Annotated in this window: 16 protein-coding genes; 12 read left to right on the top strand and 4 right to left on the bottom strand. The window is 73.8% G+C overall.

What is annotated here, in order from left to right:
• Positions 1-132 precede the first annotated feature (132 nt).
• Positions 133-7,590 (top strand): SDR family NAD(P)-dependent oxidoreductase, encoded by a 7,458-nt coding sequence (locus V3T34_RS21110; protein ID WP_407942745.1) that lies wholly within the window; start codon positions 133-135, stop codon positions 7,588-7,590.
• Positions 7,587-8,957 carry an aminotransferase class I/II-fold pyridoxal phosphate-dependent enzyme gene (locus V3T34_RS21105; protein ID WP_091889652.1) on the top strand — a complete coding sequence of 457 codons (1,371 nt, stop codon included), beginning with the start codon at positions 7,587-7,589 and terminating at the stop codon, positions 8,955-8,957. Before V3T34_RS21110 ends, V3T34_RS21105 begins: the two co-directional genes overlap by 4 nt.
• A gap of 155 nt (positions 8,958-9,112) precedes the next feature.
• On the opposite strand, the gene aroB is transcribed toward V3T34_RS21105, so the two are convergent.
• Entirely contained in the window at positions 9,113-10,231 is a 1,119-nt protein-coding gene (aroB, locus tag V3T34_RS21100; protein WP_305077944.1) for a 3-dehydroquinate synthase, read from the bottom strand.
• A 23-nt stretch (positions 10,232-10,254) separates the two neighbouring features.
• Complete coding sequence (locus V3T34_RS21095; protein WP_082742408.1) at positions 10,255-10,935, bottom strand: shikimate kinase; 681 nt, start codon at positions 10,933-10,935, stop codon at positions 10,255-10,257.
• Positions 10,936-11,178: 243 nt separating this feature from the next.
• Here V3T34_RS21095 and V3T34_RS21090 point away from each other — a divergent pair, with 243 nt between their 5' ends.
• The 5 genes from V3T34_RS21090 to V3T34_RS21070 all read left to right on the top strand — a co-directional run bounded on the left by V3T34_RS21090 (position 11,179) and on the right by V3T34_RS21070 (position 15,290).
• Positions 11,179-11,325: a hypothetical protein gene (locus tag V3T34_RS21090; protein ID WP_048426069.1), complete on the top strand. Its 147-nt coding sequence runs from the start codon at positions 11,179-11,181 to the stop codon at positions 11,323-11,325.
• Positions 11,326-11,335: 10 nt separating this feature from the next.
• Positions 11,336-12,256 (top strand): site-specific tyrosine recombinase XerD, encoded by a 921-nt coding sequence (locus V3T34_RS21085; protein WP_305077946.1) that lies wholly within the window; start codon positions 11,336-11,338, stop codon positions 12,254-12,256.
• 91 nt (positions 12,257-12,347) lie between these two features.
• Positions 12,348-13,418: an endonuclease/exonuclease/phosphatase family protein gene (locus V3T34_RS21080; RefSeq protein ID WP_331369278.1), complete on the top strand. Its 1,071-nt coding sequence runs from the start codon at positions 12,348-12,350 to the stop codon at positions 13,416-13,418.
• A gap of 111 nt (positions 13,419-13,529) precedes the next feature.
• Positions 13,530-14,309, top strand: coding sequence for a FadR/GntR family transcriptional regulator (locus V3T34_RS21075; RefSeq protein WP_331369277.1), 780 nt, complete (start codon positions 13,530-13,532; stop codon positions 14,307-14,309).
• A 21-nt stretch (positions 14,310-14,330) separates the two neighbouring features.
• Positions 14,331-15,290, top strand: coding sequence for a dihydrodipicolinate synthase family protein (locus V3T34_RS21070; protein ID WP_305077949.1), 960 nt, complete (start codon positions 14,331-14,333; stop codon positions 15,288-15,290).
• Positions 15,291-15,411: 121 nt separating this feature from the next.
• Here the strand turns inward: V3T34_RS21070 and V3T34_RS21065 are convergent, their stop codons facing one another.
• Complete coding sequence (locus tag V3T34_RS21065; RefSeq protein ID WP_091889739.1) at positions 15,412-16,974, bottom strand: Do family serine endopeptidase; 1,563 nt, start codon at positions 16,972-16,974, stop codon at positions 15,412-15,414.
• A gap of 234 nt (positions 16,975-17,208) precedes the next feature.
• Between V3T34_RS21065 and V3T34_RS21060 the strand changes: the two genes are divergently transcribed.
• The 3 genes from V3T34_RS21060 to V3T34_RS21050 all read left to right on the top strand — a co-directional run bounded on the left by V3T34_RS21060 (position 17,209) and on the right by V3T34_RS21050 (position 18,427).
• A complete protein-coding gene (locus V3T34_RS21060; protein ID WP_167349665.1) occupies positions 17,209-17,379 on the top strand; it encodes a hypothetical protein in 171 nt (56 codons plus the stop codon).
• A 124-nt stretch (positions 17,380-17,503) separates the two neighbouring features.
• A complete protein-coding gene (locus V3T34_RS21055) occupies positions 17,504-18,001 on the top strand; it encodes a peptide deformylase (RefSeq protein ID WP_305077950.1) in 498 nt (165 codons plus the stop codon).
• A 144-nt stretch (positions 18,002-18,145) separates the two neighbouring features.
• Positions 18,146-18,427 carry a hypothetical protein gene (locus V3T34_RS21050; RefSeq protein ID WP_060846015.1) on the top strand — a complete coding sequence of 94 codons (282 nt, stop codon included), beginning with the start codon at positions 18,146-18,148 and terminating at the stop codon, positions 18,425-18,427.
• A 21-nt stretch (positions 18,428-18,448) separates the two neighbouring features.
• Here the strand turns inward: V3T34_RS21050 and V3T34_RS21045 are convergent, their stop codons facing one another.
• On the bottom strand, positions 18,449-19,420 hold the full coding sequence (locus tag V3T34_RS21045) for a hypothetical protein (RefSeq protein ID WP_244533459.1): 972 nt from the start codon (positions 19,418-19,420) through the stop codon (positions 18,449-18,451).
• A gap of 219 nt (positions 19,421-19,639) precedes the next feature.
• Here V3T34_RS21045 and V3T34_RS21040 point away from each other — a divergent pair, with 219 nt between their 5' ends.
• Entirely contained in the window at positions 19,640-21,637 is a 1,998-nt protein-coding gene (locus V3T34_RS21040) for a methyl-accepting chemotaxis protein (protein WP_331369276.1), read from the top strand.
• 166 nt (positions 21,638-21,803) lie between these two features.
• Positions 21,804-22,409, top strand: coding sequence for a LemA family protein (locus V3T34_RS21035; protein ID WP_060846014.1), 606 nt, complete (start codon positions 21,804-21,806; stop codon positions 22,407-22,409).

The raw sequence follows: 22,409 nt of genomic DNA, 5'->3' as shown, positions 1-22,409 counted from the left end.
ATGTCACAGGTGGGGCAAGTCTTGCCCTATCGGTGCGGATGGCTCCGTTCCGGGGTTGGCGCGGTGCCGGCCTCATACTATGGGTTAGGGTGAATGCCCGGGTGCGGCGCCGCCGCGTCCCGTCCTCCGTAAATGAGCGTGTGCGAAGCGAACGTGATACAGCGTCCTGACATCGCGATCATCGGTCGGTCCTGCCGGCTGCCGGGCGCCTCTGGCGTCGACAGCCTGTGGCAGATGCTCGTCGAGGGACGGTGCGCCGTCTCGCGCATCCCGGAGGACCGGTGGTCCCTGGAGCGCATGGGCCACCCCCGGGCGCAGGAGCGCGGCAAGAGCTACACCTGGGCGGCCGGCGTCATCGACGATCCGTGGTCGTTCGATCCGTCGGTCTTCGGCATCTCGCCCCGCGAGGCCGAGCAGATGGACCCGCAGCAGCGCCTGCTGCTGGAGCTGACCTGGGAGGCCCTGGAGAATGCGGGCCTGCGGCCGTCGGCGGTCGCCGGCAGCCCGATCGGCGTGTTCGTGGGCGCCTCCTCGCTCGATTACGGCAACCTGCGGGTGCTCGACACCGCCTCGGGCGACGCCTACGCGGCGACCGGCAACACCCTGTCGATCCTCTCGAACCGCATCTCCTACATCTTCGACCTGAAGGGGCCGAGCTTCACCCTCGACACTGCCTGCTCGTCGTCCCTCGTCGCGCTGGACGCCGCGGTCTCGGCGATCGCCTCGGGGCGGATCGACACGGCGGTGGTGGCGGGCGTCAACCTGCTGGTCAGCCCGTTCAACTTCGTGTCGTTCTCGAACGCCTCGATGCTGTCGCGCACCGGCCTGTGCCAGGCCTTCTCGGCCAGCGCCGACGGCTACGTGCGGGCCGAGGGCGGCGTCGTCCTGGTGCTGCAATCGGCCGAGGCCGCCGCCCGCAACGGCGCGACCGTGCGCGGCGTGATCGCCGCCTCGAAGGTCAACTCGGACGGGCGCACCACCGGCATCTCCCTGCCGTCGGGCTACGCGCAGGGCGCGCTGCTGGAAGAGATCTACCGCGAGGCCGGGGTCGCCCTCGACGCGATCGCCTTCATGGAGGCCCACGGCACCGGCACCCCGGTCGGCGACCCGATCGAGGCCGGCGCCATCGGCGGCAAGCTCGGCCGCGGCCGCTCGACCCCGCTGCCGATCGGCTCGATCAAGACAAATATCGGCCATACCGAGCCGGTCTCCGGCCTCGCCGGCCTGCTCAAGGCGAGCCTGGCGCTGGAGCACGACCTGCTGCCGCCCTCGCTGCACAGCGCCGAGCTCAACCCGGCGATCCCGTTCGACGAGCTGAACCTCGCGGTCAACCGCGCCCTGCGCCCCCTGCCCCGCACCGGCGCGGAGCGCTTCGCGGGCGTCAACTCGTTCGGCTTCGGCGGCACCAACGCCCACGTCATCCTGACCGACCCGGCTCCCGTCGCGCCGTCGGCGTCCGCGTCGGACCCCGCCCCCGAGGTGCTGCTGGTCTCGGCCCAGACCAAGGCGGCGCTCGCCGATCTCGCCCAGGACTACGCCGCCCGTCTCGACGGGGCTGACGCGGCCGAGGTGTCGCGCGTCGCCGCCGCCGCCGCGCATCGCCGCGAGCGCCTGCCGGTGCGCGCCGCGATCCCGCTGCGCGACCTCGACGCCGAGGCGGTGACCGAGGCGCTGCGGGCCATCGCCGAGGGCGAGGAGACGCCCGCGGCCTCCCTCGCCACCGCGGTCGAGCGTGCCGGCGGCGTCGCCTTCGTGTATTCGGGCAACGGCAGCCAGTGGGCCGGGATGGGCCGGGACGCCTACGCCCTCAACCCGGTCTTCCGCGCCCGCTTCGACGAGACCGACGCCCTGTTCCGGCCGCTCGCCGGCTGGTCGCTCAAGGAGGCGCTGTTCGCCGACGACCTGGAGGCGCGGCTCGCGCTCACCAGCGTGTCGCAGCCGCTGATCTTCGCCATCGAGGCCGCCTCCACGGCCGCCCTGAAGGCCGTCGGCCTCACCCCGACGGCGATCGTCGGCCATTCGGTCGGTGAGATCGGCGCCGCGGAGGCCGCCGGCATCCTGACCCTCGAGCAGGCGGTGAAGGTCATCTTCTACCGCTCGAAGCACCAGGAGGCGACCCGCGGGCTCGGCACCATGGCGGTGCTGCTCGCCCCCGTGGAGGAGGTCGAGGCCTTCCTCGTCGACTATCCCGCGCTCGACATCGCCGCCCTCAACAGCCCGAAGGCCGTGACGGTGGCGGGCCCCGTCGCGATGATCGACGCCGCCATGAAGGCGCTGGCGCGCAAGCGCCGCCGCGGCCGCAAGCTCGACCTCGACTACGCCTTCCACGGCCGCCTGATGGACCCGATCGAGGCGCCGCTGCGCCGCGACCTCGCCGGCCTCGCGCCCTCCCCCGGCACCGTGCCGCTGGCCTCGACGGTGACCGGCGACGTGCTCGACGGCACCGCCTTCGATGCCGGCTACTGGTGGCGCAACATCCGCGAGCCGGTGCGCTTCAGCGCGGCGGTCCAGGCCGCGGCGCAGGCCGGCGCCCGGATCTTCGTCGAGGTCGGCCCGCGCCCGACCCTGCTGCCGCATATCGGCGACTGCCTCGAGCCCCTCGGCCTCGACGGCGCCACCGTCGGCGTGCTGCCGAAGAAGACGCTCGCTGCCGACCCGTTCCGGCGCGCGCTGGCCGCGGCGCTCGCCGCGGGCGCGGCGGTCGACGAGGCCGTGGCCTTCGGGGCCGACCCGGCCGGGGCCGTGGCGCTGCCGCACTACCCCTGGCAGCGCAAGGTCTTCCGCCTGCCGGAGACCACCGAGGCGGTGAACCCCGCGAGCGCCCGGCCCTACCATCCGCTGATCGGCGCCCGCCAGGGCGCGGACGGCCTGGAATGGCTGGCCCATCTCGACGTCGCGACGGTGCCCGAGCTCGACGACCACCGCATCGACGGCCAGGCGATCCTGCCCGGCGCGGGCTTCGCCGAGATGGCGCTGGCGGTCGGCCGCGAGGTCGTGCGCTCCGAGGGCGTGACGCTCGCCGACCTCGAGATCCAGCAGCCGATGGTCTTCGCCGAGGAGGGCGTGCGCGAGGTGCTGTCCCGGTTCTCCCCGGGCGCCAACCTGGTGCAGATCCTCTCCCGGCCGCGCCTGAGCCAGGCGCCCTGGCAGCTCCACGCCGTCGCCAAGCTGGTCGAGGGCGAGACCCCGGCCCCGGCGCGCCTCGCGGTCGCGGCCCTGCCCTCCGAGACCACGGTCGAGGGCGAGGCGCTCTATGCCCGCGCCCGGGCGTCGGGCCTCGGCTTCGGCCCGTCCTTCCGCCAGGTCGCCCGCTCGGCCCGGCTCGACGAGGCCACCATCGTCTCCGAGCTGCAGCCGGCTCACGCCGAGGCCCGCTACGGCCTGGCGCCGGCGCGGCTCGATTCGTGCTTCCACGGCCTGATCCTGCTCTTCGCCGACCTCCTCGGCGAGGCGGCGACCCGGGCCTACGTGCCGATCCGCTTCGGCGAGATCCGGCTGGTGCGCCCCGGCGCGGCCATCGCCCGGGCGGTGATCCGCACCCGGCGCTGCAACGAGCGCAGCATCCTGGCCGACTTCACCCTGGTGGACGAGGCCGGCGAGGTCATCGCCACCTTGCGCGAGGGCCGGTTCCAGGCCCTGCGGATGAAGGCCGGGGGCGACCTCGACGCCTTCGCGATCCGCCAGTTCACCGAGCTCGCCACCGAGCCGACCGCGATCGCGCTGGAGCCGCAGCCGGCGGTCGCCGCCCTGGTGCGGCGCCAAGCCGGTGCGGTCACCGCCAAGGGCGATGCCGCGCTCGGCGCCGGCCACATGCTGCTCGAAGGCTGGGCGACCTCCCTCGCCGACCGGCTCGCCCGCGGCCTCGCCGTCGGCGGCATCGTCGACGTCGCGGCCTCGCGCCGGCTGCCGGCAGCCTTGCGTCCCTGGCTCGTCAACCAGCTCATGGCGCTCGAGGTCAGCGGGCTGGCCGAGTCCGCGGGCGACGACCGCTGGCGCCTGCGCGCCGACGTGACGCTGCCGGCGACCGACGAGATCATGCGCTGGATCGCGGCCGACCATCCCGAATTGTCGGCCGAGCTCCTGCTCTGCGCCGATCTCGGCGCCGTGGTGTCGCGCATCCTCGCCGGGACCCTCTCCGACGCTCCCTCCCTGCCGCAGGCGGCGCTCGACGCCTTCTGCTTGCGCGGGGCCACCGTGCGGGCCTCGGCCGACGCGGTGATGCGGCTCCTCGACGACAGCGCCGCCGCGCTGCCGCGCGACCGGGCGCTGCGCCTGCTCCAGGTCGGGTTCGGGCCGCTCTCGGCCCAGGTCGCGACCTTCGCCGGCCTGCACGAGGCGCGCCTCACGGTGTTCGAGGCCGACCGGCGCCTCGCCGAGCGCGCCCGCCTCGCCCTGCCGTCGGGCGTCACGATCGTCGAGGATCCGGCGCAGCTCGGTCTCGCCGCCTTCGACGCCGTGCTGGCGAGCGACGTGCTCCACCGCGCCTCCCGCGACCTCCTCACCCCGCTCGCGGCGTCGCTGGCGGCCGGCGGATTGTTCGCGGCGGTCGAGCCCGGCGCCTCGCTGTTCCGCGACATGGTGTTCGGCCTCGATGCCGGCTGGTTCGAGGTCGCCGGCAACCTGCCGGTCGGGCGCCTCGACGACGTGGCGGGCTGGCAGCGCTCGTTGAGCGCCGTCGGCCTCGTCAAGGTCGCGGCCGACCGGGCGGTCACCCGCAACGGCAACGACCTGCTGCTGCTCGCCGAGGCCCCGCCCCGGCCGAAGGCCGCCGCCGGCCAGACCTTCGCCTTCGTCATCGGCTCCGAGGACGAGTTCGCGGCCGAGACCGCCTCCTCGCTGGCCACCCTCCTGGTCGCGGGCGGGGTCCACGTCTCGATCATCCTCGATTCCGAGGCGTCGCTGCGCGAATTGGAGCGCGAGACCCCCGACACGGTCGTCTACCTCGCCGGCGCCTTCAACCGCGGCGGCGAGGCGGCCGAGCGGCTGCGCGAGCGCTGCCTCGGGCTCAAGCGCTGCGTCGAGCATCTCGGCACCCGCCAGACCCGGCTCTGGGTCGTCTGCCCCGGTGCCACCCGCGACCGCGGCGGGCCGGCCTGCAGCGTCGAGGCCGGGGTGTGGGCCTTCACCCGCACCCTCGCCAACGAGGTCGCCTCCCTCGACGTGCGCCGCATCGACCTCTCGCCGTCGATCTCCTCGAAGCGCGCCGCCGAGCGCCTGCGCGACCTGATCCTGTCGGGCACGCACGAGACCGAGATCGTGGTCGACGACGCCGCCACCCGGGTGGTGCGCTTCGCGCAAGGGGCGCGGCCCGTCCGCCGCTCCGGCGCCGCGGCTCCCGCCGCGCGCCTCGAGCGCAGCACCACCGGCGGCCTCAACGAGATGCACTGGGGCCCGGCCGAGCGGGCCGCCCCGGGTGCCGGCCAGATCGAGATCGCGGTCGAGGCCACCGGCCTCAACTTCCGCGACGTGCTCTGGGCCCTGTCGATGCTGCCCGAGGAGATCCTGGAGGACGGCTTCGCCGGCCCGCGGCTCGGCCTCGAATGCGCCGGCCGCGTCGCGGCGGTCGGTGCGGGCGTGACCGCGTTCAAGCCCGGGGACCGGGTTGTGGCCTTCGCCCAGTCGGGCTTTGCCACCCACATCGTGGTGCCCGAGATGGTCGTGGCGGCCGCCCCCGAGGGGCTGTCGTCCGAGGCGGCCGCCACCACGCCGGTCGCCTTCCTCACGGCCTTCTACGGCCTGGTGACGCTCGCCCGCCTCAAGGCCGGCGAGTGGGTGCTGGTCCATGGCGGCGCCGGCGGCGTCGGCCTCGCGGCGCTCCAGATCGCCCGGATGCGCGGCGCCCGGGTCATCGCCACCGCGGGCTCGAACGAGAAGCGGGCGCTGGTCAAGGCGCTGGGCGCCGAGCACGTGCTCGATTCCCGCTCGCTCGCCTTCGTCGACGACATCCGCCGCATCACCGGCGACGGCGTCGACGTGGTGCTCAACAGCCTGTTCGGCGAGGCGATGGAGCGCAGCCTCAACTCGCTCAAGCCCTTCGGGCGCTTCGTCGAGCTGGGCAAGCGCGACTACGTCGCCAACACCCATATCGGCCTGCGGCCGTTCCGCCGGAACCTGTCCTACTTCGGCGTCGACCTCGACCAGCTGCTCCAGTTCCAGCCCGACGAGGGCAAGCGACTGTTCCGCGAGGTGATGGCGCTCTTCACCGACGGCAGCCTGAAGGCGCTGCCCTACCAGCCCTTCGCGGCGGAAGAGGTCTCGGACGCCTTCCGGCTGATGCAGCAATCGGGTCACGTCGGTAAGATCGTGATCGCGCCGCCGAAGGCCGGCACGATCCCGGCCGAGACGGGCAAGCCCTTCGTGGTCGCCACCGACCGCGTCCACCTCGTCACCGGGGGGCTCGGGGGCTTCGGCATCGAGGCGGCGCGCTGGCTCGCCGACCGGGGCGCGCGCCACATCGCGCTCGTCGGCCGCAAGGCGCCGTCCGGCGAGCCCGCGCTCTCGACGATCGCCGAGCTGAAGGCCCGCGGCGTGTCGGTGCAGGTCGAGTCCTGCGACATCGCCGACCGTGCCTCGGTCCAGCGCCTGCTGGATCGCGTCGAGGCCAAGGGGGTGAAGCTCGCCGGCATCATCCACGGCGCGATGGTGCTGCAGGACGGCCTGATCGCCAACCTCGATCCGGCCGCCCTCGAAGCGGTGATCGCCCCGAAGGTGATCGGCGCCGGTCACCTCGACGCGCTCACCCGCGACCGGGCGCTCGACTACTTCGTGCTGTTCTCCTCGGCCACGACCTTCATCGGCAATCCGGGCCAGGGCTCCTACGTCGCCGCCAACGGCTTCATGGAGGGGCTGGCCCGCCAGCGCCGCCGCCTCGGCCTTCCGGCCCTGGCGGTGGCCTGGGGCGCCATCGGCGATGTCGGCGTGCTCGCCCGCAACAAGGCGGTGATGGAGACGCTGGCCGGCCGCGTCGGCGTGACCCCGGTCGATGCCCGCAAGTCCCTCGACCTGATGGCCGAGGCGCTGGGCGTGCAGGGCGGCGCTTCCGACGACGGGGTGATCGCCATCGCGTCGATGCACTGGGGCAAGGCGCGCGAGCGCCTCGCCACCCTGCGCTCCCCGAGCTATGCCAGCCTCGGTTCCGAGCAGCAGGCGGAGGCCGGCGGCGCGGTCGCGATCAGCATCCCGGGCCTGTTGCGCGCCCACGACCTCGACGACGTCCGCAAGACGGTGGCGGACGCCATCGTGGAGGACATCGCCCGGATCCTGCGCCTGCCCAAGGACGACATCAGCCGGGTGCGCCAGCTCTCCGAGATCGGCCTCGACTCGCTGATGGGCGTCGAGCTCGGCGCGAGCCTGCAGGAGCGCTTCGGCCTCGACGCGCCGCCGTCGGGCGTGTCGAGCGGCCAGACCGTGACCGAACTCGCCGACACCCTGATCCAGTCGGTGGCGGCCCCGGTCGACGAGAGCGCGGCGGCGGTGGTCAGCCTGTCGCAGCGCCACGGCGGGGTCGAGTCGGCCGATGCCGAGGCGCTGCAATCCCTCCAGGCGCTGGTCGAGAAGAACAGCCAGGACATCAAGGTCATCACCCAATGAGCAGCGGATCCTCCCATGGCGCGGGCGGGCGCGAGGCCCTGGCGGGCTTCGTCGCCGCCCGCCTCGGCAAGGCTCCCGTCCGCCCCGCCCCGGCCCGGCCGGAGCCCAAGCCCGCGCTCGCGCAGGCCCAGAGCTTCGACAGCCTGCCGGCCTACAAGGAGCTGAAGCTCCAGCGCTCCGCCGCCGACCTGATCGGCCTCGGCAATCCGTTCTTTCGCGTCCACGACGCCAAGGCCGGCGCGACGACGCAGATCGACGGGCGGACCTTCACCAACTTCTCGTCCTACGACTATCTCGGGCTCAACGGCCATCCGGAGGTGAACGCGGCGGCGCAGGCCGCGCTGTCGACCTACGGCACCTCGGCCTCGGCGAGCCGGATCGTCGCCGGCGAGCGCCCGGGCCACCTCGTCCTCGAGAAGGCGCTGGCCGCCCATTACGGCACCGAGGCCTGCGTGGTCATGGTGAGCGGGCACGCCACCAACGTCGCCACCATCGCGGCGCTGCTCGAGCCCGGCGACGTGATCTACCACGACACCCTGATCCACAATTCGGTGGTCACCGGCGCGCAGCTGTCGGGCGCCCAGCGCCGCAGCTTCGCCCATAACGACCTCCAGGCCCTCGAGTCGCTCCTGCACGCGACGCGTCACGAGCACCGCCGGGCGCTGATCGTGATCGAGGGCCTCTACAGCATGGACGGGGACGCCCCCGACCTCGCCGGCTTCGTCGCCCTCAAGGAGCGCTACGGCGCTTGGCTGATGGTCGACGACGCCCACGGCCTCGGCGTGCTCGGTAAGGACGGCCACGGCCTGCACGAGCATTGCGACGTGCCCCCCGGCAGCGTCGACATCTGGATGGGCACGCTGTCGAAGACGCTCTCGTCCTGCGGCGGCTACGTCGCGGGAGCCGGCGCGCTCATCGAGCTCCTGAAGTGCACCGCGGGCGGCTTCGTCTACTCGGTCGGCCTCTCGCCGCCGCTCGCCGCCGCCGCCACCGCCTCGCTGGCGCTGATGCGGCGCGAGCCGGAGCGGGTCGCGCGGCTGCGCCGCAACGGTTCCCTGTTCCTCGCCTGTGCCCGCGAGCGCGGCCTCGATGTCGGCACCAGCCTCGGCCTCGCCGTGGTGCCGGTGATCCTCGGCGACTCGCTCAAGGCCGTGACCCTGTCCGACCGGCTGTTCCAGCGCGGCATCAACGTGCAGCCGATCATCCACCCGGCGGTGCCGGAGCGCTCGTCGCGCCTGCGCTTCTTCATCACCTCCGAGCACACGCCCGAGCAGATCCGCGAGACCGTGACGGTGCTCGCCGACGAGCTCGACGAGCTGAACCAGGGCGGCTCGCTGGTCGAGCGGCTGATGGCGCGGCGGGCCTGACGGCCCCATCCCGGGTCCCGTCGCGGGGCCCGGCCGCTTCCCGGACGAGGCGACCGGCGTTCGGCCATAATCCGCACCGATCCGCGGGTCGGATCCCGGGCTCCGCCTCGGCGGCCCGGGACGCCCCCGGACCGTGTCGAGACCGGATGCCCCCGTCAGCCGCGCAGCTCGTCCACCAGGAACTCCCGCACCGCCCCGGCCTCGATGCCGGGGGCGATGAAGCTCTGGCCGATGCCGCGGGCCAGGATGAAGGTCAGGGCGCCGTCGCGGACCTTCTTGTCCTGGCGCATCGCGTCGAGGAGCTGGTCGGCATCGCCGCTTCCGCCCGGGACCTGATCGAGCCGCGTCGGCAGGCCGGCGAGCGCCAGGTGGTTGGCGACGCGGCCGGCATCCTGGCCCGGGCACAGGCCGAGCCGGGCGGAGAACCGGAAGGCGAGGCACAGGCCGATCGCCACCGCCTCGCCGTGGACGAGGCGCGCCGCCTTGTAGCCGGTCAGGCGCTCGAGGGCGTGCGCGAAGGTGTGGCCGAGGTTGAGCAGCGCCCGCTCGCCGTCCTCGCGCTCGTCGCGCACCACCACCCCGGCCTTGGCCCGGCAGCAGGAGGCCACCGCCGTCTCGCGCGCAGGTCCCCCGGCATAGATCTCGGCGAGGTTCGCCTCACACCAGGCGAAGAACTCGGGGTCGTCGATCAGCCCGTACTTCGCCACCTCGGCGTAGCCGGCGCGCAGCTCGCGCAGCGGCAGGGTGTCGAGGGTCGCGGTGTCGGCGATGACGAGGCTCGGCTGGTGGAAGGCGCCGACGAGGTTCTTGCCGTGGGGCGAGTTGATGCCGGTCTTGCCGCCGACCGAGGAATCGACCTGGGCGAGCAGGCTGGTCGGTGCCTGCACGAAGCGAACGCCCCGGCGCAGCGAAGCCGCCGCGAAGCCCGCGAGGTCGCCGACGACGCCGCCGCCGAGCGCCAGCACGAGGTCGCCGCGCTCGATCCGGTGGCCGATCAGCCCGTCGCAGACCTGGGCGAAGCCCGCGTAGCTCTTCGAGCCCTCGCCGGGCGTCACCGCGATGAGCGCCGTGCGCAAGCCCGCCCCGGCGAGCGCGTCGGTGACGGCCGCGCCGTACTCCGCCGCCACGGTCTCGTCGCTCACCACCGCGACGGCCCGGGCCTTGAGCGCGGCGACGCGGGCGCCGATCCCCGCGAGCAGGCCGCGTCCGACCAGGATGTCGTAGGCCCGGCCCCCGTCGAGGGGGACGTGAACGGTCTCAATCTGCGCGGTCACGGCGTCGTCCGTCGTCGAGCGGTTCAATGGGCGGCGAAGCTGTGCCCGGCGGTCTCGGGCTCCCCGCCGGTCTCGGGCGGCGAGCCCGTGGGATCGCCCGCCGCGCCGCCGGCATAGCCGTCCGCCGGGTCGCCCAGCATGTGGGCGTCGAGGGCTTCCAGCACGTCCTGCACCACCCGGTCGTGCGAGACCTCGCGGGAGACCACCATCACGTCGGCCCCGCCATAGACGGGATGGCGCAGGTCCATCAGCCGCCGCATCGTGCCCTCGGGATCCTCGTTCTGGAGCAGCGGCCGGCCCGGCCGCTTGCGCACCCGGCGCATCAGCACGTCGAGATCGGCCTTGAGCCAGACCGAGACCCCGGCCTCGCCGATGCGCTGGCGGGTCTCGGGCCGCATGAAGGCGCCGCCGCCGGTGGCGAGCACCATCGGCCCCTCGCGCAGCAGGCGGGCGATCACCCGCTCCTCGCCGTCGCGGAAGCTCGGCTCGCCGTAGATGGCGAAGATGTCCGGGATGGTCAGGCCGGCCGCGGCCTCGATCTCGTGGTCGGCGTCCTTGAAGATCAGGCCGAGGCGGCCCGCCAGGCGCTTGCCGACGGTGCTCTTGCCCGCGCCCATGAGGCCGACCAGCACGATCGAGCGCAGGCCGAGGCCTCGGCGCACGCGCGACTCGATCGATGGCTCATGAGGGGGGCGCTGGCTCATGCGGCGTTCTTTAGCCTGTTTTTCGCGCAGGGCGAAACGGCGGATATCGGGGAAAAACCACGCGCTTCGCCGGTGCCTCTGCGTCCGCTTCGGCACCCGCGCAACAGCCGCCGGCATTCCGCGCTGCAGCACGGGGCCCGGCCTTGCCTCGCGGGGCGGCGCGTGGTCGAACCGACGGCCAAGGTGGCGGCTGGCTCCGGTCCGCGCCGCTCGTTGCCACGCGTATCCCGGGGCCCGTCCGACGTGCCGACCCTCTTCCGCTTCCTCGTCGTGGTGGCCGTCCTGGCCGGGATCGCCTTCGCGGCGATGTTCGCCCTCGCCACCTTCGTCGAGCCGACCCCGCGCGAGATCTCCGTCACGATCCCCAACGCCAAGCTGCAGCCGAAATGAGCGGCGGGATATGAGCACCCTGGGCCCCCAGGGCCTGATGCACGCCTATCTCGACATGCTGGCCGCCGAGCGGGGGGCCGCCGCCAACACGCTTGCGGCCTACCGGCGCGATCTCGACGACTATCTCGGCCACCTGGCGGGCCTGCGCCTCGATCCCGGCGCCGTCGAGCCCGCGGGCATCCGGGCCTACCTCGCCGAGCTGGAGGCGCGCGGCCTCAAGAGCACCTCGGCGGCGCGCCGGCTGTCCTGCGTGCGCGGCTTCCACCGCTTCCTCTATGCGGAGGGCCTGACCGAGGGCGATCCCACCGCCCCGGTCTCGGGGCCCAAGCGCGGCCGCGGCCTGCCCAAGGTACTCTCGGTGGCCGAGGTCGACCGGCTGCTCGCCGTCGCCAAGGAGGCCGCCGCCAAGGCGCCGAACCCCGCCGAGGCGGCCCGGGCCGGGCGGATGCACTGCCTGATCGAGCTTCTCTACGCCACGGGCCTGCGCGTCTCCGAGCTGGTCGCCCTGCCGCGGGCGGCGGGGTCCACCAAGGAGCGGTTCCTGGTGGTGCGCGGCAAGGGCGGGCGCGAGCGCCTGGTGCCGCTGACCGAGGTGGCGCGCTCCGCCATGGCGGCCCACCTCGCCACCCTGACGGCCCCCGGCCCCTGGCTGTTTCCCGCCGACAGCGAGACCGGCCACATCACCCGCCAGGCCTTCGCCCGCGACCTGAAGGCGGTGGCCGCCGCCGCCGGCCTGCGCACCGACAAGATCAGCCCGCACGTCCTGCGCCACGCCTTCGCCAGCCACCTCCTGCAGAACGGCGCCGACCTCCGGGTGGTGCAGGAGCTGCTGGGCCACGCCGACATCTCGACGACGCAGATCTACACCCACGTCCTCGACGAGCGCCTGAAGCAGATGGTGCGCGACCTCCACCCGCTGGCGAGCGCCTGATCCTTGTCGCGCCCCCGGGTGACGCCGGGGCGGACGCGACCTATCTCGTCCCCCGGTGCGGCGGAAAACGCCGCGGGGGGGAAACGCACGCGTGCCGGTCTCGACCCTGTCCCTCGTCGCGCAGATCCTGGCGGCGCTCCTCGTCGCCGCGACGCTGCTGCCGTTCTGGCGCAGCCGCGCCGGGCTTGTGCGCACCTTCGACTTCCCGCGCTTCCAGATCGCGAGCGCGATCCTGCCGGTCCTGGTCCTGCTGGTGGCGGCCGGGCACGATGCCGTCTCGCTCGCCCTCGGGGCCGGGCTCTTGGCCGCGCTCGGCCTGCAGCTGCGCCACATCCTGCCCTTCACCCGCCTGGCGCGGCCGACCGCCAAGGCCGCCCCGGCGGACGCCGCGCGGGAGCGCCGCGTCGCCATCCTGATCGTCAACGTGCTGCAGTCGAACCGGGCCTACGACCGGCTGCTGCGGGTGGTGGAGCGCCACGACCCCGACATGGTCCTGGCGCTCGAGACCGATGCCGGCTGGCGCGACGCGCTCTCGCCGCTCCGGGCGCGCTACCCCCACGGGGTCGACCAGGCGCAGGACAACACCTACGGGCTGATGCTCTACTCGCGCCTGCCCCTCGACGACCTCCGGGTGCGGTTCCTGATCGAGGACGACGTGCCCTCGGTGCGCGCCGGGGTCACCCTGCCGTCGGGCGAGCGCTTCACCTTCCACGGCGTGCATCCGCGCCCGCCCCATCCGGGCAACAGCAGCGCGACCCGGGACGGCGAACTGGTGCTGGTCGCCCGCGAGGTCGCGCGCGAGGGCGGCGCCACGGTGGTGGCGGGCGACCTCAACGACGTCGCCTGGTCGCGCACCACGGGGCTGTTCCAGGCCATCGGCGGCCTCCTCGACCCGCGGGTCGGGCGCGGCGCCTATCCGACCTTTCACGCCGGCTGGCCGATCCTGCGCTGGCCCCTCGACCACGTCTTCTTCTCCGAGCACTTCCTGCTCGCCCGGCTGGAGCGGCTGGAGCATGTCGGCTCCGACCACTTCCCGATCCTGATCGAGCTGTGCCGCGACGCACGCGCCGAAGCGGTGCAGGAACCCCCGGCGGCCGATGCCGACGACCGGCGGGAGGCCGCCGAGGCGGTGTCGGAGGCGCGCGAGGCCGCCGGGTCGTGACCGTCGACGGAGCGAAAAGTCAAACAGTATGACTTTTCAGCCGGTCGACCCCGTGCTGTAACGGGCCGGCCGGCGCCGCGGGGGCGCCGCCTCGCACGAGCCCGGCCACGGATGCGCGCACCCTTCGTCCTGTCCGGCTCCAACAAGCCCGGCGGCGTTCCCTCCGGCGCCGCGGGCGGGCTGGTGGTGATCCCGGCCGGGCGCGCCCGGTCGAACCACGCCGAGGTGGCGCGCCGCCTGGGCACCGCGATTATCGCCGGCCGCTACCCGGCGGGGGCCCGGCTGCCCGGGGACGGCGAGCTGCTCGCCGCCTTCGGGGTGTCGCGCCCGGTCCTGCGCGAGAGCGTCAAGACGCTCGCCGCCAAGGGGCTTTTGACCACCAAGGCCCGGGTCGGCACGGTGGTGCGCGAGCGCGCGGCCTGGAACATGTTCGACGCCGACGTGCTGGCCTGGCACCTGGAGGCCGGCATCGACCGGCGCTTCCTGCGCGATCTCGCGGAGATCCGCCTCGCCGTCGAGCCGGCGGCGGCGGCTTTGGCCGCCGAGCGCCGGGGCCCGGCCGACCTCGTCGCCCTGGAAGCGGGCCTCGCGCGGATGCGCGACGAGGCCTCCGATTCCGCCGGCTTCGCCGAGGGCGACCTCGCGCTGCACGTCGCGATCGCGGTCGCCTCCGGCAACCCGTTCATGCGATCGATCGGCGGGGTGATCGAGGTGGCGTTGCGCGCCTCGTTCCAGCTCAGCGCCCCCGTCGAGGCGGCGGAGCGCGAGGCCACGCTTACCGCCCACGCCGCCATCGTGGCGGCCATCGCCGACCGCGATCCCGCGGGCGCGGCCGAGGCCGTCCGCCGCGTCATCCACAACGGCCTGCGCCGCCACGGCGCCGCAGCCTGACCGAGCCCCGGAGGAAACGCCATGTCCACACGAGAAGCGACGTCCACCCGAGAGACGACCCCCGCGCCGCGCCCCTATCGCGGCGTCTTCCCCGTCGCCCCGACGATCTTCCACGAGGACGGCACCCTCGACCTCGATGGCCAGCGCCGGGCGATCGACTTCATGATCGAGGCCGGCTCGCACGGCCTGTGCATCCTCGCCAACTTCTCCGAGCAGTTCGTCCTCACCGATGCCGAGCGCGACGCGGTGATGACGGCGGTGCTCGCGCACGTCGCCGGCCGGGTGCCGGTGATCGTCACGACGACCCATTTCGCGACCCATATCTGCGCCGAGCGCTCGCGCCGGGCGCAGGATCTGGGCGCCGCCATGGTGATGATCATGCCGCCCTATCACGGGGCGACGATCCGGGTGACCGAGGCGGGAATCGAGCGGTTCTTCCAGGCGGTCTCCGACGCGATCTCGATCCCGATCATGATCCAGGACGCGCCGGTCTCCGGCACCACGCTGTCCGCCGCCTTCCTGGCGCGGCTCGCCCGCGAGGTCGCCAACGTCTCGTACTTCAAGATCGAGACGGCGCAGGCCGCGGCCAAGCTGCGGACCCTGCTCGAACTCGGCGGCGACGCGATCGAGGGACCCTGGGACGGCGAGGAGGCGATCACGCTGCTGGCCGACCTCGATGCCGGCGCGACGGGTGCGATGACCGGCGGCGGCTACCCGGACGGAATCCGCCGGATCCTCGATCCCTACCTCGCCGGGCGGCGCGACGAGGCGGTGCAGGCCTACGGCCGCTGGCTGCCGCTCATCAACTACGAGAATCGCCAGACCGGGCTCGCCGCGGCCAAGATCCTGATGAAGGAGGGCGGCATCATCCGCTCGGACGCCGTGCGCGCTCCCCTGGAGCTGCCCCACCCGGCGACCCGGGCCGGGCTGATCGAGATCGCCCGCAGCCTCGACGCGGCGGTCCTGCGCTGGGGGCGCTGACGGCCCGTATCCCGGGGCCATCCCGCGCGGGGCGGCGTCGCCCCCGCACGCGGACGCGCCGGCCCCTCCCGGGGCCGGCGCCTGGATGTCGGCCCCGAGGGGCCTTGGCCGTTCTGGAACTTTAGCCGTTCTTGGACGCGGACAGCCCGATCGCCACGAAGCGGGTGCCCTTGTCGTTCTTGATCCGCATCAGCACCGCCTTGCGGCCGTCGGTCTCCGCGGCGCGGATGCGGGAGGCGACGTCGGACAGGCTCGAGACCGGCTGGCCGCCGACGTCGAGGATGACGTCGCCCTCCTGGATGCCCTTGGCCGCCGCCGGGCCGTCGGGATCGACGCTCACCACCGCGACGCCCTCGCTGCCGGCGCCGACCTGGCCCGCCGGAGCGAGCTCGAGGCCGAGCCGCGGCTGGCTGTCGCCGCGGCGCCCGCCGCGGTCGTCGGCGCTCGCCACCTTGGTGTCGTTCGGCAGCGTGCCGAGGGTCACCTGGGCGGTCTCGGCCTTGCCGTTGCGGACATAGGCGAGATCCACCTTGGTGCCGGGCTTCAGCGAGGCGATCCTGCGGGACAGCTCGCGGGCGTCGCTCACCGGCTCGCCGTTGACCGACTGGACCACGTCGCCGGACTTCAGGCCCGCCTTGGCGGCGGGCGTGCCGTCCTGGGCGCTGTTGACCAGGGCGCCCTTGGCCTTGTCGAGGCCGAGGCTGTCGGCGATGTCCTTCGTCACCGGCTGGATCTGCAGGCCGAGATAGCCGCGGGCGACCTTGCCGTCGGCGCGCAGCTGGTCGACCACCGCCTGCACCGTCTCGGACGGGATCGCGAAGGCGAGGCCCACGTTGCCGCCGGACGGCGAGGCGATCGCGGTGTTCACGCCCACGACCTCACCCTTGACGTCGAAGGTCGGCCCGCCGGAATTGCCCTTGTTGATCGGCGCGTCGATCTGCAGGAAGTCGTCGTAGGGGCCGGCGCCGATGTCGCGGCCGCGGGCCGAGACGATGCCGGCGGTGACGGTGCCGCCCAAGCCGAACGGGTTGCCGATCGCCACGACCCAGTCGCCGACCTGCGGCGCGCCGTGGGCGAGCTTCACGTAGGGGAAGGGCGCCCCGTCGGTGACCTTGAGGAGCGCCAGGTCGGTCTTCGGATCGGTGCCGATGATCTTGGCCGGCAGGGTGCGGCCGTCGTCGAGCGTGACCTCGACCGACTTGGCGTTGTTCACGACGTGGTTGTTGGTGACCACGTAGCCGTCGGCCGAGATGAAGAAGCCCGACCCCTGCGCCGCGCCGCCGCCGTGACGCTGCGGGCGCTGCATGCCGCCGCCCAAGCCGCCGCCCATGCCGCCGGGGCCGCCCTCGCCGAAGCGGCGGAAGAACTCGCGCAGCTGCGGCGGCACGTTCTGGAGGTTCTGCTGGCCGCCGCCCTCCTCGTCGTCCGAGGCGTCGTCCTTCAGCTTCACCTTCACCGAGACCACGCCCGGCTTCACCCGGTTGACGATCGGCGCGAAGCTGCCCGGCGGGTGCTCGGCGGTGGTGATCGGGGTCTGCGGCAGGGCCTGGGCATAGGCCGGGCTGCTCGGGGGCAGGAACGCGGTGCCGAGCGCCCCGGTGGCCACCAGGGTGACGGCCGCCACGGAGGCGAGGGCCTTGCGGTGGAAGCGGGAGGTCGGGGCGGTCTCGGGGGTGTTGGACATCGGGGTCTCTGGCTCCGTGTGGCGGAGGCCGCGCTCGCGGCCGGTCGATGGAGCCATTATGGTCGGCGGGCCTGTCGGGCCGGTGGATCGAAGATTACGGATCGGTCAGGCACCGGACGCTGCGCCGGACCGGTCTTGCGCCGGAACGGCGGGCCGGCCTCCGGCTTGACGCAGGACCGCCCCGCCCCGCCCCGACGCCGCGCTTCGAGCCCGCACCCTGCCGTGAGGAACCCCATGGACATCGCCGTCTCGGTCATCTCCCTGTTGCTGGTGCTCGTGCTGATCGCCCGGGGCGTGCCGGGCCGCAACCTGCTGGTCGCCCTCGCGATGGCCCTCGCCGTGGTGGTGCTGGTGGTCGGCATCGAGCGGGCCGGGCTGTGGCCGGCCTCGTTCCACACCCGCTGAGCGGACGTGCTGGGCGGACTGGCGTGGGCCAAGCCCACGCCTCGTCCGCTCGAGTTCTTACCTGGCTGCAGATTTTCGCCGCAAACCGGCGTCCACACTCGCGAAATCCGCTCAAGGCCTCCCGATGCCCGTCCGCCCCCTGGTGCTCTATCCCGATCCGCGCCTGCGCCTCGCCGCGCCCCCGGTCGCGGCCTTCGACGCCGCGTTGCGGACGATCGCCGACGACCTCCTCGACACCCTGCGGGCGGTCTCGGCGCTCGGCCTCACCGGCCCGCATATCGGGGTGCCCGTGAGGCTGACGGTGATCCGGGCCGGGCTCGAGCTGACGCCGCGCACCTACGTCAACCCGGAGCTGGTCTGGGCCTCGCCCGAGACCGCACGCCACCGCGAGGGCAGCGTCTCGATGCCCGGCGTCGACGAGGAGATCGAGCGCCCGGCCCGGGTGCGGGTGCGCTGGCGCGACCTCGACGGCACCGCGCACGAGGTCGAGGAGGAGGGATTCGCCGCCGCCTGCCTGCAGCACGAGATCGACCAGCTCGACGGCCTGTTCTGGATCGAGCGCCTGTCGCGCCTCAAGCGCGAGCGGGTGCTCAAGCGCTACGCCAAGCTGCACCGTGGCTGAGGGGCGGCGCAGGCCAGGAAGCCTTAACCGGAGCGGCCGCAGGGTCGGGACCCCTGCCGTGCCGGAACGGCAGGGCCAGCCTGGCCGTTGTCCCGGCAACCCGGCCGCTCCCGGCGGCCGCCACGCCCTTCGGAAAGGACGCCGATGCGCCACCTCCGCTCCCTCCTGATCCCGGCCGCCCTGGTGGCGACCACCCTGGCGGCGTCCGCCCAGCCGGCCCCCTACCGCTACGGCCCGCGCGACATCGACGCCACCGGCACCGTCGGCGGCCGCGCGCCCTGGTCCGCCCCCTGGGTCTACGACACCGGTGGCGACAACGACCGCCGCCCCGAGCTGCCCGCCTACCAGCAGGGCGGCGGCCAGCAGACCGGCGGTCCCGCCCGCAACCTGCTGCCGGACGACGGGCTGCACATCGTTCCGCGCTGAGGGCGCTCCCGCACGCGGCGTCTACCCCTCTCCCGGACCGGAGAGGGGATCCCCCGACAGGACGAGGTCGAGGGCGGCCGGACCGAACGGCTCGTCCGGCGCGCCCCCCGCCCGCCGGACGCTCGCCCGCTCCCCGGCCTCGGCAGCGCACTTGTCGGCGTGGATCGCCCGGTTGACCACCTGGAGGTTCGGCACGCCCCAATAGGCCAGGAGCCCGGGCCAGGGCCGCGCCCGCTCCTCCCGCCAGATCCGGTAGAGCGGCACCCGATGGTCGATTTCGGCGGTGCGCAGCAGGCGCTTGCCGGACTGGGCGCAGCGATGGCCCTGGCGGCGCTTCAGTTCCTTCACGTGGTCGGCCGGCGCGATCCAGAACTTCCAGGCGGCGACGCAGGCGGCGTGCCAGGCGGCGTTGCGGTTGGGCGCGCCCGTGCCCCACAGGTCGCGGTGCCAGCCGAAGCGGTAGACCGGCTGGCCGCAGACGCAGCAATGCCCCTTGCCAAGGGCGTGCGGCCCCTCGCGGAACGGTGCCGGCGGCATCCGGAAGCTGAACGGCAGCCCCTTCTCGGACAGGTCCTCGCCGGCCGTGCCGGATCCGCGGCCGCCCTTGCGCGGGCTCGCGGCCTCGGGGCTCGCGGTGCCGAGCCGCCAGGTCCAGCCCTCGGGCTGGCCCGAGCGCGCCGCGAGCGCCCGCGCCAGCCGGTCGGCCCGCAGGATGTGGTGGCGCCAGTAGCTCTCGACCGCGAGGCGCGGCGTCGGCGGCACCAGCGGCCGGGCGAGGGCGTGGCGCAGCACCGGGACCGGGAAGACCGCCGGCAGCGACTTCTCCAGCCGCGCCCGGGCGGCGGCGTTGCGCCCCTCCCGCCACGGGACGGCCGCCGGAGCGGCGTCGGGTGCGCCCTCCCCGCCCGGGCCCGCGGGCGTCCCGTGATCCGGCCCCTCTCGATCCGGCGTCTCCCGCCCGGGCTTCTCCCTCTTCGCCGCCCGCCGCGCCATGTCCCCTCGTCCGAATCGCCGTCGTTGCGCCGCGAAGGCATAGCCGCGCCGCGGCGTTCCGCCAAACCGGTCTCGCCCCCGCCGCGGCGCACCCGCGACAGACATGGCGTGCCCCGGCCGGCCCCGGCCGGCCGTTTGAATTGTATTCGCTCATTCGCAATTAACCATGCCGCAACGAATAACCGTCAAGAGTCGCCGTCGGATCAGGAGATGTCGCTCGTGAAGACGGGTATTCGCACGCGCCTCTACGGCGGCTTTGGAATTCTAGTGGCGCTGTCGGCGGGCCTGGGCGTCTACGCCCTGAGCAGCAGCAGCGGCACCGGCGCGCGCTACGAGGAGCGGGCCAAGCTGGAGCACGTCGCGCTCCGGGTCTTCTCGGTCAACAGCCTCACCAACCAGCTCGCGAGCCAGGCCCAGAAGTACCGGTTCACCCAGGCCCCCGAGAGCCTGAAGTCGATGGAGGCGGCGCTCTCCCGGATCGACGAGACCAGCGCCGATCTCGAGCGCACCGCGATCTCGCCCGAGCGCAAGGTCCTCTACGGCACCATCCTGGCGAATGCCCGGGGTCTCGCCGGCGACGTGACCCAGCTTGGGCGGCTCGGAACGCTCATCCAGGACAGCAAGGCCAAGCTCTTCACCGGCGGCGACGCGCTGACGAAGGCCTCCGGCGCCCTCGTCGCCGAGGTGCGGGCGAACGGCACCGGTGCCGAGGTGCTGCGCGCCGCCGCGGTCGAATCGGCGATGCTGCTGGTGCGCGTCGCCAACTGGCGCTTCCTCGCGGTGCAGGACGCGGCCGGTCCGACGACCTTCGCGACCAACACCCGCAACGCCGAGGCCGCCCTCAAGGCGCTCGCCGACCAGGACGTGCTCAACGCCTACGCCAAGCCGATCGCGGCGGTGCGCCAGGCGCTGGCCTTCTACAAGGAGCATTTCGAGGCGACCGCGACCGCGCTCACCGGCAGCGCCGCCCTCTACGAGCAGGGCTTCCAGCCGAAATTCGCCGCGATCGAGAAGGCCGGCGAATCCGCCCGGAGCTCGATCGAGGCCGCCGTCGACGTGATCGCCGCCTCGACCACCAGCGCCGCCGCCACCGCGCAGGCGCTGCTGATCGGGCTGATCGGCGCCGCGGTCGCCCTCGGCTTCGGCCTGGCGCTGCTCATCGCCCGCGGCATCATCGGGCCGATCCGCGGCATGACAGGGGCGATGACCCGGCTGGCGCAGGGCGACCTCGCGGTCGACGTACCCTCCCGCGACGCCGTCGACGAGATGGGCGACATGGCCAAGGCGGTCGACGTGTTCCGCGCCAACGCGGTGGCACGCCAGGAGATGGAGGCCCGCGCGCTCGCCGACCAGTCCGACCGCGACCGGCGCGTCGCCGCCGTCGACCGCCTGGTGCGCGGCTTCGAGGCCGACATCGTCGCATCCCTGGACGTCGTCGCCGCCGCCGCCACCCAGCTCGACGCCACCGCCCACGCGATGACCGGCGTGGCGGAGGGCACCAACCAGCGCGCCGTCGCGGTGAGCGCGGCCTCCGAGGAGACCGCCACCAACGTCCAGACCGTGGCGGTCGCCGCCGAGGAGCTGGTCGCCTCGCTCCAGGAGATCGAGCGGCAGGTGCTGCGCTCCAACGAGGTGGCGGGCCTCGCCCGGCGGGAGGCCGACTCGACCGGCACCGCGATGGGCGACCTCGCCCGCGCCGCCGACGAGATCGGCACCGCCGTCACCATGATCTCGGCCATCGCCTCCCAGACCAACCTGCTCGCGCTCAACGCCACCATCGAGGCGGCGCGGGCCGGCGAGGCGGGCCGCGGCTTCGCGGTCGTCGCGGCCGAGGTCAAGGAACTCGCCGGCCAGACCACCCGGGCCACCGACGCGATCGCGAGCCAGATCGCCCGGATCCAGGGCGCGGCCGGCCACGCCGCCGGGGCGATCCGCCAGATCGGCGAGACCATCGTGTCGGTCAACGAGATCTCCGGCGTCATCGCCGCCACGGTGACCGAGCAGACCGCCACCACCAACGAGATCTCCCGCACCATCGGCGAGGCCGCCCGCGGCACCCAGGAGGTCTCGAGCAACATCGGCCAGGTCACGGCCTCGGCGAGCGAGACCGGCCACGCCGCCGGCCAGGTCCTCGACGCCGCCCGCAGCCTCTCGGCCCAGTCGATGGCGGTGAAGGGCCAGGTCGACCGCTTCCTGCAGGCGATCCGGGCGGCCTGACGCCCCGATCCCGGTCCCGACGGACTCCACGGCCCCGGCGCCCGCGCCGGGGCCGTTTCGCGTTCCGGGGGGCGCTGGATTGCGGCGGGGCGCCGCCTATCTGCGACACGGCAACGCTCGCGGCGCCGTCGAGGCGCCGCCCCGGACCCGGAGCCCCGCCGCCGCCATGACCGCCTCCCTCCTCGGCCGCCTGCGCCTCGTCGTCGTGGCGCTCGCCCTCGCCACCTCCCTGTCGGCCTGCGACGCGATCAACCGGGTTCCGACCCTGGAGGAAGCCGCCAAGTCGCGCTGGGGCGAGGTGCAGAACCAGTACCAGCGCCGGGCCGACCTGATCCCCAACCTCGTCGAGACCGTGAAGGGCTACGCCCAGCAGGAGAAGGACGTGCTGGTGCAGGTCACCGAGGCCCGCGCCAAGGCGAGTTCGGTCAAGGTCGATGCCGCGACGGTGAGCGACCCGCAGAAGTTCCGCGAGTTCCAGGACGCCCAGAACCAGCTCTCCGGGGCGCTCGGCCGTCTCCTCGTCACCGTCGAGCGCTATCCCGACCTGAAGTCGAACGCCAACTTCCTCGCCCTGCAATCGCAGCTCGAGGGCACGGAGAACCGCATCGCGGTGGCGCGGCGCGACTACATCCAGGCGGTGCAGGCCTACAACACCGAGATCCGCACCGTCCCGGGCCGCTGGATCGCCTCCACCCTCTACCCGGACGCGAAACCGATGGAGGCCTTCACCGCCACGCCGGATGCCAGCCGCCCGCCGAACGTGAAGTTCTAG

The organism is Methylobacterium ajmalii, assembly GCF_036448855.1.
GTDB classification, from domain to species: Bacteria; Pseudomonadota; Alphaproteobacteria; order Rhizobiales; family Beijerinckiaceae; genus Methylobacterium; species Methylobacterium ajmalii.
The sequence above is the reverse complement of the archived record's forward strand: the minus strand, read 5'-3'. Positions and strand labels throughout refer to the sequence as shown.